This window comes from Pseudomonas entomophila (genome assembly GCF_023277925.1).
Taxonomy (GTDB): domain Bacteria; phylum Pseudomonadota; class Gammaproteobacteria; order Pseudomonadales; family Pseudomonadaceae; genus Aquipseudomonas; species Aquipseudomonas entomophila_D.
The window spans coordinates 571,840-584,365 of sequence record NZ_CP063832.1 but is presented as its reverse complement, the minus strand read 5'-3'; the positions used below and the strand labels follow the sequence as shown (position 1 = coordinate 584,365).

The window sequence follows — 12,526 nt, the reverse complement described above, 5'->3', positions numbered from 1 at the left end:
CTCGATTGCAAAACGGTGTTAAAGGAAGAAATCCACGCGCAAGTAGACCGGGGCCTCGGCGTCCGCCACCACGTCCGGGCGCTCGAGGGAGTGGGCGAAGGTCACGCTGGCGGCGACGTGACGCCCACGGGTGAACAGTTCGATGGAGTCACTGGACATCCGCCCGTGCTGGGCGGCGTTGTAGCGGCCGTGGGCGATGGCGCCCAGGTCATAGCCCAGGCCGACGCCGTACTCGGCCAGCACCGGGCGCAGCCAGTCCCATCCCACCTGGCGGCTCCAGCGCAGGTCGTTGCGCCAGTAGTAGCCGCTGTCGCCGGCCAGGCTCTGGTCCTTGTAGCCGCGGATCGAGGCCTGGCTGCCCAGGCTCATGCGCTGCGGGCTGAACAGGATGTCCTCGCTGCGCTGCGCCGTGACCAGGCTGCTGAACACCAGCGACTCGCCGCCCAGCTTGAACGGCTGCAGATAGCTGACGGTGGCGGTGTACTTGCGGTAGCGGGCGTTGGGCTGGCGGTTGCCGCGCTGGTCGCGCTCGTCCTGCTCCTGGGCACCCAGCGCCCCGACACCCTCCTGCAGGCCGAAGTCGAGGTTGACGAAGGCGCCGCCGACGCGCCGGCCGTGGTTGATGCCGAACTGCGCTTCGCTCAAGCGGTTGCTGCTGGCGGCGAGCTTGCTGTCTTCGATGTAGTTGTGGGTGCGCAGGTGGGCCAGGCCGGCGCTCAGCGAAGTCTTGCTGACCGCGTCACGGTGGATCACCCGGTCCAGGCGCAACTGGTGGTTCTGACTGTCGCCGCTCCACTTGAAGGGGTAGCCATCGGCGCGCGCCAGCGAACGGTAGTCGCTCTGGCTGTAGCTGTAGCTGAGGTTCCACCAGCCGAACGGCAGGTTGTAGTAGAGCATGGCGTTGCTGGAGGTCTTCTGGTGGTCGCTGATGGCATCGTGACCGCCACGCACGACCAACTGGTCGGCCAGCCCCAGCGGGCTGTCCCATTCCAGGGAAGCCCCCCACTGCTGCTCACCGGTGCTCTTCTGCCCGTCGTTGCTGCGCGACAGGCCGGCGCGCCAGGGCTTCTGCGGAGTGTTCGCGACCTGCACGACACTGCCACCGACGGCCTGGCCGGGCGTCAGTTGCATCTTGGCCTGGTTGGACGGCAGCCGATTGAGCTGATCCACCAGTTGCTCCACGTCCCGCAGGTTGAGCAGCTCGCCATCCCGGCCAGGGAATGCCATGGCCAGTTCACGGGGGCTGAGCCGGCTGCCTTCGTTGGCCTTCAGGCCTTCGAGGCGGCCCTCGACCACCAGCACCTGCAAGTGGCCGGTCGACAGGTCCTGCTGGGGCAGGTAGGCGCGACTGGTCACCAGGCCCTTGGCGATGTAGCGATCGGTGATGACCTTGAGCAGCTCGTTGAGCTGGGCCGCGCCCAGGCACTGGCCGATGTAGGGTGCGACAAGGCGCGCGCGGTCGCCCACCGACAGGCTGTCGGCGCCCTTGAGGTCGACGGTCTCGATCGGGAAGCAGCGACCCTCACCGGGGGCCGCGGGGGCCTGTGGCGCGGCACGCTCGCCGGGCAGGTTCTTGAGCTCTTCGAGGCGCCGCTGCTGCTCTTCCAGCAGGCGGTTCTGCCGATCGCGGATCAGGTCCTGGTCACCAGGGTTGTCGAACGGTGCGGCCGCCGTGTTGAACGCCGCCAAAAGGCAAAAGCTGGTCAGCACGACACGTAGGCGTGCACCAGAAGTAGAGAGATACATCCTCGATCCTTCGAAAATCGCAACGGCAAAATCGATAAAGCGCGCGATGTTAAATTGCCATCATCTTGACGTCAATTAAACATCAATAGAGATCAGTGTGCTGACCTTGGGGGAATGGGATATCGGGAAGTGCTTCCTTGCCAGCGGCAATACGCCCAGTTGTAGGAGCGGTTTTAGCCGCGATGCAGGCAACGCGGTGCCTGGCACCCGCTTCGCGGGTGATCGCGGCTGAAGCCGCCCCTACAGGGGACAGCACAGCCCAAGGGGCCGGTGTGCGATATCAGGCAGGCGTTCCGACCGCAGGTTGCTGCTCCAGCAGGGACCAGCCCCCCTGCCCGTCCACGTCCAGGCGGTGCGTATGGAATCCGGACAACGTACTACGATGCCCGACACTGACCAGCAATGTCGCCGGCATCTCCATGCGCAGCAGTGAATACAGCGCATGCTCCAACCCCTCATCCATCGCCGAGGTGGACTCGTCGAGGAACACCACCTGCGGCTGGTTGAACAGCACCCGGGCGAACGCCAGGCGCTGCTGCTCGCCCACCGAGAGGATGTGCGCCCAGTCGTTGGGCGTGTCCAGGCGCTCGGCCAGGTGCGCCAGGTTGACCTGGCGCAGGGCCTGCTGCATGCGCGCATCATCCGCGGGCGTGGCGTCAGCCGGGTAGGCGATGGCGGTGCGCAGGTCACCCAGCGGCAAGTACGGGCGCTGGGACAGGAACAACGCCTGCTTGCCCATGGGCCGTCGCACCTCGCCCTCGGCATAGGGCCACAGCCCCGCCAGGGCACGCAACAAGGTGGTCTTGCCACTGCCCGACGGGCCCTTGATCAGCAGGGCCTGGCCGGCCTGCAGGCTCAGGTCGAGGTCGGCGATCAGGGCATGGCCATCGGGGCGCATCACCTGCAGCCCGCTGATATCCAGGGCATGCGGCTGGTCCTCGCTGAATACCCGGGGCAAGGCGCTGGCCTGCTGGTTGGCGTCGAGGAAACCGGTCAGACGGTCGAGGGTGGCGCGGTACTGGGCGAAGGTGTCGTAGGACTCACGGAAGAACGACAGCGAATCCTGCACCTGGCCGAAGGCCTGGGAGGTCTGCATCACGTCGCCAAGCTTGATCGCGCCGCTGAAGAAGCGCGGCGCCTGGAGAATGAACGGGAACACCACGGCGACCTGGCTGATGCCCAGGTTGAAGCCGCTGAACTTCAGGTTCCGGAACACCAGCGCCCAGGCATTGCCGATCAGGGCGAAGAAGCGCGTCAGCAAGGTGCCGCGCTCCACCTGGCCACCTTGATAGAAGGCGATGTTCTCGGCGTTCTCGCGCAGGCGCATCAGCGCGTAGCGGAAGTTGGCGGTGAGTTTTTCGTTGAGGAAGTTCAGGCGGATCAGCGGTTTACCGAGGCGGAAGGCGATCCAGGTGGCGATCAGCACATAGACGTACACGGCGAACACCATCGCCCGCGGCACTTCGATGCCAGCCACCGTCAACGGCGCCGACAGGCCCCAGAGAATGCCGGTGAAGGCCACCAGCGAAACCAGCGCGCTCACCGCCCCCAGCGCCAGGGACACGGAGCCGGAAACGAAGGCATTGATGTCCAGCTCGATTCGCTGGTCGGGGTTGTCCACCGGTTCCGCGAGGAACTGCCCGCGGTAGTAGGCGTCGCCGTGCATCCAATCTGCGCTCAGGCGTTCGGTCAGCCATACCCGCCAATGGATATTGAAAGCCTGGGTCACGTAGAAGGTGAACAGCGAGCGCAGCACATGGATGGTGGCCAGCACCGCGAACACCCCCAGCAGGTACCAGAAAGCGGTCTGGTCCAACCCCTGCAAGGCGCTGTAGAAGCCGTTGTACCAGAACGAGAACAGCACGTTCAGGCGTACCGAGAACAGCGTCAGCACCAACAGAAGGGCAAAGGCCAGCAACGGCCGCCAACTGCGCCTGAAACTGAAATAGGGCCCGGCCAACTGCCAGAACTGACTGCCCCAACGGGTACAGCGCACGGCCAGTGCGGCGGCGCCGGTGAAGCAGACGAGGGTGATCAACGAGGCGATTGCCAGCCAGCTCAGGCTCTCTTGCAGGGCCTGGTGCCAGTTCATGTCCATGGTGGATATCCGTCAAAGTGTTTTCGCGAGCGTAGCATCTGCACTGCCACCCCCTTGCATTCATGACCGACATTTCATCTTCGCCGGCAAAGCCGGCGCCAACAGGATGCAGCACCAGCAAAAGCGCCTGTGCCCAGATATGCTGCAGATGCAAGCGCATGCATCGCACACCGATAGCGCCCCACCCAAGAGCCAGATCATGGATTTTCGACGTGCTGGACCACAGGACCTCCCGGCCTTGATTGCCATCGACAGCGTCGCCCGATGGGACTCGCGCCGTGCCGGGCAGATTGCCACTTGGCTCAAACAATATGCTTGCTTCGTGGCCGAGGTGCGCGGCACGGTAGCCGCGTATGCGGTGATGCACCGGCATTTTTTCGGCTGTGCGTTCATCGAGATGCTGATGGTTGGCGAACGCCATCGGCGCAGCGGGCTGGGGCTGGCGCTGATGGCTCACCTGCAAGCCGATTGCAGGGGGCAGAAGTTGTTCACCTCGACCAATCGCTCCAATGCACCGATGCGCGGGCTGCTGGAGCGTTTGGGGTTCGTCGAGAGCGGGGTTATCGAGCACCTCGACGAAGGGGATCCAGAGCAGGTCTATGTGTGGATGGCGGATTGAGCCCCACTGCGGGGCGAGCCCACGCCACGCCTGAACCCAACAAGCGGTGAGCGCAGGCGCGCGATAGCGGCGGCCTAAGCCAACGCCTCGCGCACCTTCGAGTCCAGTTCCGCCCCCGCGTGTGCATCGCTCCACGCCCGCAGCTGTTGCCGCATCGCCGGCGTCCAGAAGCTCTGCAGGTGCTGGCGAACGCCCTGCACCGCCTTCGCATGGTCCGGCTCGCTGTCGAAGTAATGGGCGATCTGGTTGGCCATCTTCACCAGGTTGTCGCTGCTCATCGGCGCACCTCCTCCTTCGCCTCGGCGTGGCGCCGCTCCTTGAGCAAGCGCCGCTGCTCATCACTGAAGCTCTGGTAGCGCTTCTGCCATTCCGACGGCTGGAACACCTTCACCACCTCCACCGCAGTGACCTTGTATTCCGGGCAGTTGGTGGCCCAGTCGGAGTTGTCGGTGGTGATCACGTTGGCCCCGGACTCAGGGAAATGGAAGGTGGTGTACACCACCCCCGGTGCCACCCGGCTACTGATTTTGGCGCGTAGCACGCTCTGCCCGGCACGGCTACCGATGCCTACCCAGTCGCCGTCGCCGATACCGCGGCTTTCGGCGTCGCTGGGGTGGATCTCCAGGCGGTCCTCGTTGTGCCAGGCGACATTGCCGGTGCGTCGCGTCTGCGCGCCAACGTTGTACTGGCTGAGAATGCGCCCGGTGGTCAGCAGCAGGGGGTAGCGGGTATTGACCTTCTCGTCGGTGGGCACGTAGCCGGTGAGCATGAAGCGCCCCTTGCCACGCACGAACTGGTCGATGTGCATGGTGGGCGTGCCATCGGGCGCGGCATCGTTGCACGGCCATTGCAGGCTGCCGTGGCGGTCGAGCTCGGCGTAGCTGACCCGGCGGAAGGTCGGGGTCAGGCGGGCGATCTCGTCCATGATCTGCGCGGGATGCTGGTAGTCCATGACATAGCCCAAGGCGCCGGCCAGGGCCATGGTGGCTTGCCAGTCGGCCTTGCCGGCCAGCGGCTCCATCACCTTGCGCACCCGCGAGATGCGTCGCTCGGCGTTGGTGAAGGTACCGTCTTTCTCCAGGAATGAGCTGCCCGGCAGGAACACATGGGCGAACTTGGCCGTCTCGTTGAGGAAGATGTCCTGCACCACCACGCATTCCATGGCCAGCAACGCGGCGGTGACGTGCTGGGTGTTCGGGTCGCTCTGGGCGATGTCCTCGCCCTGGCAGTACAGCGCCTTGAAACTGCCGTCCAGCGCTGCCTCGAACATGTTGGGGATGCGCAGGCCGGGGTCCGGTTGCAGGGTCACGCCCCAGGCCTGCTCGAACTCGGCGCGCACGCTTTCGTTGGAAATATGCCGGTAGCCGGGGAGCTCGTGGGGGAACGAGCCCATGTCGCACGAGCCCTGCACGTTGTTCTGCCCGCGCAGCGGGTTCACCCCCACCCCTTCGCGGCCGATGTTGCCGGTGGCCATGGCCAGGTTGGCGATGCCCATCACCGCAGTGCTGCCCTGGCTGTGCTCGGTGACGCCCAGGCCGTAGTAGATCGCCGCGTTGCCGCCGGTGGCGTATAGCCGGGCGGCGGCACGGATCTGCTCGGCGGGCACGCCGCACACCGGGCCAAGTATTTCCGGCGCGTTGTCCGGTTGGGCGACAAAATCACGCCAGCGCGCGAAGTCTTCGGTCTCGCAGCGGGCGTCGATGAAGCGCTGGTCGAGCAGGCCTTCGGTGACGATCACATGGGCCATGGCATTGAGCATGGCCACGTTGGTGCCTGGGCGCAGTTGCAGGTGCAGTTCGGCGCGGACATGGGGCGAATCGACCAGGTCGATGCGCCGTGGGTCGATGACGATCAGCCGCGCGCCCTCGCGCAGGCGGCGCTTGAGTTGCGAGCCGAACACCGGGTGGGCGTCGGTGGGGTTGGCGCCGATCACCAGCACCACGTCGGCTTGCATCACCGAGTCGAAGCTCTGGGTACCGGCGGACTCGCCCAGGGTCTGCTTCAAACCGTAGCCGGTGGGGGAATGGCAGACCCGCGCGCAGGTGTCGACGTTGTTGTTGCCGAAGGCCGTGCGCACCAGCTTTTGCACCAGGTACGCCTCTTCGTTGGTGCAGCGGCTGGAGGTGATGCCGCCGATCGAGTCACGCCCGTACTTGAGCTGGATGCGCCTGAACTCGCTGGCGGCATAGGTTACCGCTTCGTCCCAGCTGACCTCCTGCCAGGGGTCTTGCAGGCGCTTGCGGATCATCGGTTTGGTGATGCGGTCCGGATGCGTGGCGTAGCCCCAGGCGAAACGGCCCTTGACGCAGGCATGGCCGTGGTTGGCGCCGCCCTGCTTGTCCGGGACCATGCGCACCAGCTGGTCGCCTTTCATTTCCGCACGGAACGAGCAACCCACACCACAGTACGCGCAGGTGGTGATCACCGCCCGCTCGGGCTGGCCCAGCTGCACCAGGCTCTTTTCACTCAAGGTGGCGGTGGGGCAGGCCTGCACGCAGGCACCGCACGACACGCATTCGGACGCGAGGAAGTTGTCGCCGCCGGCCGCCGCCACCCGCGAGTCGAAGCCACGCCCGGTGATGGTCAGGGCGAAGGTGCCCTGGATCTCCTCGCAGGCGCGCACGCAGCGGTTGCAGACGATGCACTTGCTGGGCTCGTAATCGAAGTAAGGGTTGGATACATCCTTCTGTTCGGCCAGGTGGTTGGCGCCCTCATAGCCATAGCGCACCTCGCGCAGGCCAACCTGGCCGGCGACGGTCTGCAGCTCGCAGTTGCCGTTGGCCGAGCAGGTCAGGCAGTCCAGCGGGTGATCGGAGATGTACAGCTCCATCACGTTGCGCCGCAGGTCGGCCAGGCGCGGGGTCTGCGTGCGCACCACCATGCCTGCGCTGACCGGCGTGGTGCAGGACGCCGGATAACCGCGCATGCCGTCGATCTCGACCATGCACATGCGGCATGAACCGAAGGCTTCGAGGCTGTCGGTGGCGCACAGTTTCGGGATCGTGGTGCCAAGCAGCGCGGCGGCGCGCATCACCGAGGTGCCGGCCGGCACGCTGATCGCTCGGCCGTCGATGGTCAGGCTGATCTGCGTCTCGCTGGTGCGCGAGGGGGTGCCCAGGTCGATGTCGTTACTGGGGTCGAAGTAGTGGATCATCGCTCAGCCTCCGCGGTGGTCAGACCAAAATCGGCGGGGAAGTGTTCGAGGGCGCTGACCACCGGGTACGGGGTCATCCCGCCCATGGCGCACAACGAGCCGTACTGCATCGTGTCGCACAGGTCGCGCAGCAGTCCGGCCTGGCTCTGTCGATACGCCGGGTCGGTGCTGGCGATCAGCCTGTCGATCACCTCGACGCCACGGGTCGAGCCGATCCGGCACGGGGTGCACTTGCCGCAGGACTCCTCGGCGCAGAACTGCAGGGCGAAGCGGGCCATGCCGGCCATGTCCAGGGTGTCGTCGGCTACCACCACGCCACCGTGGCCGAGCATCGCGCCCATGGCGGCGAACGCTTCGTAGTCCAGCGGAGTGTCGAACTGCGCGGGCGGCACCCAGGCGCCCAGTGGGCCGCCGACCTGCGCCGCCTTGAGCGGCCGGCCACTGGCGGTACCACCGCCGTAGCCCTCCACCAGTTCGCGCAAGGTCAGGCCAAACGCACGCTCCACCAACCCGCCGTGAAGGACATTGCCAGCCAGTTGGAATGGCAAGGTACCCAGCGAGCGGCCCATGCCGAAGTCACGGTAGAAAGCAGCCCCCTTGGCCAGGATGATCGGTACCGAGGCCAGGGTGAGCACGTTGTGCACCAGGGTCGGTTGACCGAACAGCCCTTCCAGCGCGGGCAGTGGTGGCTTGGCCCGGACGATGCCGCGCTTGCCTTCGATCGACTCGAGCAGTGCGGTTTCCTCGCCGCAGATATAGGCCCCCGCCCCTACCCGTACCTCCAGGTGGAAGGCCAGGCCATTGCCGGCAACGTCCAGATAGCCCGCTTCACGGGCCAGCAGGATGGCTTCATTCAGCACGCGGATGGCGTCTGGGTATTCCGAGCGAATATAGATGTAGCCATGGCTGGCGCCCACCGCCAGCCCGGCGATGATCATGCCTTCGATCAGCAGGAACGGGTCGCCTTCCATCAGCATGCGGTCGGCGAAGGTACCGGAATCGCCCTCGTCGGCATTGCACACCACGTACTTGCGCGCCGCCTGGGCCTGGCGCACGGTGCGCCACTTGATGCCCGCCGGGAAGGCCGCGCCGCCTCGTCCACGCAGGCCGGAGTCGAGCACGGCGGCGACCACCTCGTCGCCCTCCATCAGGGTGGCCTGGCGCAGCCCTTCAAAGCCGCCGTTGGCGTGGTAGTCGTCCAGCGACAATGGCCGGGTGATGCCGGCACGGGCGAACAGCAAGCGTTGCTGGGTTTTGAGATAAGGGATCTGCTCCACCGGCCCCTGGGCCAGCGCATGGCTGCCGGGATCGTTGGCCAGCGCATCGAGCAGGCCAGGAATGTCCTCGACCGTGACTGGCCCAAAGCCCAGACGGCCCGCTTCGCTTTCCAACTCCACCAAGGGTTCCAGCCAATACAGGCCACGGGCGCTGGTGCGCTTGACGCGCAACGGCAGCTGGCGGTGTTCGGCTTCACGCACCAAGGCGTCGGCCACCGCATCCGCACCGACCGCGCGGGCCACGGAATCGCAGGGAATGCACAGGTTCAACATGCCTTCACCTCCTCGCGGCAGCCGGCGACCAGTGCCCGCAGGCGCTCCGGCGTGACCCGGGCATGCAGTTGGCCATCGAGTTCCAGGGCCGGCGAGCAGGCGCAGGCCCCCAGGCAATACACCGGTCGCAGGCTCAGCGCACCGTCTTCGCTGGTGCCGTGGTCATCCAGCCCCAACTGCTCGCGCAACTGCGCCGCCAGCGCCTCGGCGCCGCGGCTTTGGCATGACTCGGCACGGCACAGGCGCAGGGTATGGCGGGCCGGTGGCGTGGTGCGAAAATCGTGATAGAAGCTGATCACCCCGCGCACCTCGGCCAGGCTGAGGTTGAGGGCATGGGCGATTTCGCCGACGGCGGCATCGGGTAGGTAGCCGATACCGGCCTGGATGGCATGGAGGATCGGCAACAAGGCGCCGGGGGCGTGCTTTTCGCGCGCCAGGACGTGCTGGATCAGGGGCAGGTGGTTCGACTCGTCAGGCATACAGCAAACCTCGTCAGCCCGGAGCGGCCCAAGTGGCGGGCAGGTGTCCGGCGGTGTTCAGCTGCGGCGCACCGGCCACGTCACGGCGGCGTGGGGCGGGCGCCCTCCTTGTCCGTGGCCGGGTGTCTAGGCGCACTCGGTCCGTGGGCATCTTCAGAGCATGGCAGGTCTGGCGAGGGGGGGATGTGCGCGGGCGACCCGGCGCGTCCTGAAACCGACCATTGGATGCCGTAATAATTGCAACCCCATGGCCGGGCTGGCGCGGGTATCAGGAAACCGGTGTGGGAACGGGCTTGCGCGGCACCTGCAGGAGGGGCTTTAGCCGCGATGCAGGCAACGCATGGCGCCTCTGATCGCGGCTGAAGCCGCTCCTACAACGGCAGGTGTGAATCCCGAACACCCTGCAAAACTGTCGCCCAGATCAGAACGCCTCGTCGGGCGCCTTGACCTGCTTGGCCGCAGCCTTGGATAGCCAGATGCAATCATCGGAGTCGTCGACGTCTGTCACGCCCTCAGTCCAGCACCACATGGGGCAGGAAGCGCGAGCTGTCCTTGGTGATCAGCGAATCGTCCTCGCGAATGCCGATGCCCGAGGCCAGGTCACCAATCACCCACGAACCGATCAGCGTGTAGCTGTCACCGAACTTTGGCAGCGGCGCGAATGCCTGCAGGATGTAGGGCGCATCGTCATAGGGACCATCCTCGAACACCCGCTGGTCGTCAGGCGTGCGAATGTCGACGTTGGCCCCCTCGCGGGAGAAGTACGGCTTGCGCACCCAGCCCTTGGGTACCGGGCTGCGCGGGTCCTGGTCGAGGTACGCTGGCAACAGGTTGGGATGCCCCTCGTGCCACTCCCACAACAGCGGCAGGATACCCTTGTTGGAGATCAGCGACTTCCAGGCCGGCTCGATAAACTGGGTGTCGCACCCAGCGATGGCGCGGCCGAAGTCCTCGTGGAAGATGTGCTCCCAGGCATGCAGCTTGAACAGCCGGGGGATCGGCCGGCCTTCCAGGTCGACGAAGCGCCCCGCACCGTCCAGGCCGATATCCTCCAGATCGATGTGCCGGGTGGCGATCCCCACGTGCTCGGCCATCTTGCGCAGGAAGTCGGTGGTGCCACGGTCCTCCGCCGAGCCTCCGATGGCAGAGAAGTAGAACGTACCCTCGCGCTCGAACGCGGCGAAGGCCTTCACCAGGTCCTCGGCCAAGGTGTTGAACTGACTGGTGTGCGGCGCCAGCACGCCGCGCTGGATCTGCTCCTCCAGCCAGATCAACTGGAATGCCGCCGCCTCGTAGAGCGAGGTCGGCGTGTCGTAGTTGGCCTCGATCAGCTTGGCCGGGCCGCTGCCGTCGTAACTGAAGTCAAAGCGCCCGTACAGGTGGCGTTGCCGCTCCTTCCACGAACGGCGCACCAGGTCGAAGAACGCCGGCGGGATGGCCAGGCGGGTCATCAGCGCCTCGCTGTCGACGATGCGCTCGACGGCGTCCAGGCACATGGCGTGCAACGCCTGGGTCGGCGCCTCCAGGTCACGACTGACCTGGGCTTCGCTGAACTGGTAATAGCCGCGCTCGTCCCAGTAGCGCTCGCCGTCGATGGTGTGGAAGGTGAAACCCTCACGCTCGGCGGTGGCGCGCCAGTCCGGGCGTTCTTCGATGCTGATCCTGCGCATGCTCAACCGCCGAAGCTGAAGCCGCCGCTGCTCTTGCCGCCCCAACCGCTGCGCGCGGTAGCCTGGCTGCCGAAGCCGCCACGGGAAGTCGACGATGAGACGCTGGAGCGGGTGGAGGACTTGGAGGTGTAGCTGCGGCTGGAGGAGCCGCCTGAGTAGGTGTAGCTGCCGGTGCCACTGCTCTGGGCCTGGTCGGAGCGCTCGAAACGCTTGCCCTGGTCGACCTGCTGCCCCAACGTCGAGTTGCGGTAGTCGCCACGGCTGTCACGGTACTGGTAGACCGGTTGCGAATAGTACTGGCGATTGCCGCCGCTGAGCACCTGGCCGAGCAGCAGGCCGGTGAGCAGGCCGTTGACATTGCTGCCACCGCTGCCGCCCTGGCCGCTGTTCTGGATCTGGGCGCGGGCCGCGTCGACCTGGGACTGACTGACTTCGCCCGACACCGCCAGCTCGAAACCGCCCAGGCGTGGCATGTAGCGGCCATCGCTGGTCACCTGGCAATAGTCCGGTACGAAGTCGGCCTCGCAGGCGGCCTTGTCGCCGTAGGTGGGGGCGATGCGGCGGTGGTCGGCCAGCGCCTGCATGTAGGCGTCGGAACACACGTCCACCGGCACTTTGTCGTCGACACACGCCTGCACGGTGGTGTAGTTGGTGCGCTTGCTGACCGTGTAGGTCTCCTCCGGCGCGCTGCACGCGGTCAGCGCCAGTGGCAGGGAGCTGGCCAATACCAGCTTGACGGAACTGCGTCTCATGAAGGGCTCCTTGCGCGCGAACGAGTCAGACCGAGGGGGTCATGCAGGCCGAGTTGAGGAAGCCCACGCTGATCGCCACGGCGGCGGCGTAGATCGCAGCGGCCATTTCGCCCTTGGCGATGCGACCGGCCAGGCCCTTGAGCACCAGGCTGGTGATGCCGAAGGCCAACAGCTGGACCGCAGCAGCAATCACTACCCAGACCACGAAATCGAGCAGGCTGACGCTGTAGGCGATGATGTTGCTGGCCGGCAGCGAGAAGCCGATCAGCGCGCCGCCCAGGGCGATGGCCGCGGCGCTGTTGTTGTCGCGGATCAGGGCGAACTCGCGGTGTGGGGTGAGATGGGTGTAGATGAACTGGAACACCCAGAACAGCACCAGCGCCACGCTGATATAGAGAATGAAGCCGATCACCGCCTCGGCGTTGAGCGACATGCGAAGTGCTTCGAGCATGGTAGAT

The 12,526-nt window shown here is 66.0% G+C and carries 10 protein-coding genes; 1 reads left to right on the top strand and 9 read right to left on the bottom strand.

Annotated features, from left to right (window positions below; translation table 11 throughout):
* Positions 1-18: 18 nt before the first annotated feature.
* Together IM733_RS02610 and IM733_RS02605 are read right to left on the bottom strand one after the other, a co-directional pair.
* Positions 19-1,746 (bottom strand): ShlB/FhaC/HecB family hemolysin secretion/activation protein, encoded by a 1,728-nt coding sequence (locus IM733_RS02610; protein WP_248919408.1) that lies wholly within the window; start codon positions 1,744-1,746, stop codon positions 19-21.
* Between the two features lie 280 nt (positions 1,747-2,026).
* Positions 2,027-3,844, bottom strand: a complete 1,818-nt coding sequence (locus IM733_RS02605; protein WP_248919407.1) for an ABC transporter ATP-binding protein/permease — start codon at positions 3,842-3,844, stop codon at positions 2,027-2,029.
* Between IM733_RS02605 and IM733_RS02600 the strand changes: the two genes are divergently transcribed.
* Positions 3,837-4,463, top strand: coding sequence for a GNAT family N-acetyltransferase (locus IM733_RS02600; RefSeq protein WP_248919406.1), 627 nt, complete (start codon positions 3,837-3,839; stop codon positions 4,461-4,463). The two genes, IM733_RS02605 and IM733_RS02600, sit on opposite strands and share 8 nt — an antisense overlap.
* Before the next feature lie 74 nt (positions 4,464-4,537).
* On the opposite strand, the gene IM733_RS02595 is transcribed toward IM733_RS02600, so the two are convergent.
* The 7 genes from IM733_RS02595 to IM733_RS02565 form a co-directional block, all read right to left on the bottom strand.
* Positions 4,538-4,741 (bottom strand): formate dehydrogenase subunit delta, encoded by a 204-nt coding sequence (locus IM733_RS02595; RefSeq protein WP_248919405.1) that lies wholly within the window; start codon positions 4,739-4,741, stop codon positions 4,538-4,540.
* A complete protein-coding gene (gene fdhF, locus IM733_RS02590; RefSeq protein ID WP_248919404.1) occupies positions 4,738-7,617 on the bottom strand; it encodes a formate dehydrogenase subunit alpha in 2,880 nt (959 codons plus the stop codon). The genes IM733_RS02595 and fdhF overlap by 4 nt, the downstream gene beginning before the upstream one ends.
* A complete protein-coding gene (locus IM733_RS02585; protein ID WP_248919403.1) occupies positions 7,614-9,167 on the bottom strand; it encodes a formate dehydrogenase beta subunit in 1,554 nt (517 codons plus the stop codon). Before IM733_RS02585 ends, fdhF begins: the two co-directional genes overlap by 4 nt.
* The gene (locus IM733_RS02580) at positions 9,161-9,646 is read right to left on the bottom strand and encodes a formate dehydrogenase subunit gamma (protein WP_248919402.1); all 486 of its coding nucleotides are present in this window, start codon (positions 9,644-9,646) and stop codon (positions 9,161-9,163) included. The genes IM733_RS02585 and IM733_RS02580 overlap by 7 nt, the downstream gene beginning before the upstream one ends.
* 512 nt (positions 9,647-10,158) lie before the next feature.
* Positions 10,159-11,316 carry a glutathionylspermidine synthase family protein gene (locus tag IM733_RS02575; RefSeq protein ID WP_248919401.1) on the bottom strand — a complete coding sequence of 386 codons (1,158 nt, stop codon included), beginning with the start codon at positions 11,314-11,316 and terminating at the stop codon, positions 10,159-10,161.
* 2 nt (positions 11,317-11,318) lie between these two features.
* Positions 11,319-12,068 carry a DUF1190 domain-containing protein gene (locus IM733_RS02570; protein WP_248919400.1) on the bottom strand — a complete coding sequence of 250 codons (750 nt, stop codon included), beginning with the start codon at positions 12,066-12,068 and terminating at the stop codon, positions 11,319-11,321.
* A 25-nt stretch (positions 12,069-12,093) separates the two neighbouring features.
* A complete protein-coding gene (locus tag IM733_RS02565) occupies positions 12,094-12,519 on the bottom strand; it encodes a DUF350 domain-containing protein (protein WP_248919399.1) in 426 nt (141 codons plus the stop codon).
* Positions 12,520-12,526: the final 7 nt, after the last annotated feature.

What these genes read in the sequence shown, in the direction of transcription:
- IM733_RS02610 (WP_248919408.1), bottom strand. Translation starts at nt 1,746, where the DNA reads ATGTATCTCTCTACTTCTGGTGCACGCCTACGTGTCGTGCTGACCAGC.
- IM733_RS02600 (WP_248919406.1), top strand. Translation starts at nt 3,837, where the DNA reads ATGTCCATGGTGGATATCCGTCAAAGTGTTTTCGCGAGCGTAGCATCT.
- IM733_RS02605 (WP_248919407.1), bottom strand. Translation starts at nt 3,844, where the DNA reads ATGGACATGAACTGGCACCAGGCCCTGCAAGAGAGCCTGAGCTGGCTG.
- IM733_RS02595 (WP_248919405.1), bottom strand. Translation starts at nt 4,741, where the DNA reads ATGAGCAGCGACAACCTGGTGAAGATGGCCAACCAGATCGCCCATTAC.
- fdhF (WP_248919404.1), bottom strand. Translation starts at nt 7,617, where the DNA reads ATGATCCACTACTTCGACCCCAGTAACGACATCGACCTGGGCACCCCC.
- IM733_RS02585 (WP_248919403.1), bottom strand. Translation starts at nt 9,167, where the DNA reads ATGTTGAACCTGTGCATTCCCTGCGATTCCGTGGCCCGCGCGGTCGGT.
- IM733_RS02580 (WP_248919402.1), bottom strand. Translation starts at nt 9,646, where the DNA reads ATGCCTGACGAGTCGAACCACCTGCCCCTGATCCAGCACGTCCTGGCG.
- IM733_RS02575 (WP_248919401.1), bottom strand. Translation starts at nt 11,316, where the DNA reads ATGCGCAGGATCAGCATCGAAGAACGCCCGGACTGGCGCGCCACCGCC.
- IM733_RS02570 (WP_248919400.1), bottom strand. Translation starts at nt 12,068, where the DNA reads ATGAGACGCAGTTCCGTCAAGCTGGTATTGGCCAGCTCCCTGCCACTG.
- IM733_RS02565 (WP_248919399.1), bottom strand. Translation starts at nt 12,519, where the DNA reads ATGCTCGAAGCACTTCGCATGTCGCTCAACGCCGAGGCGGTGATCGGC.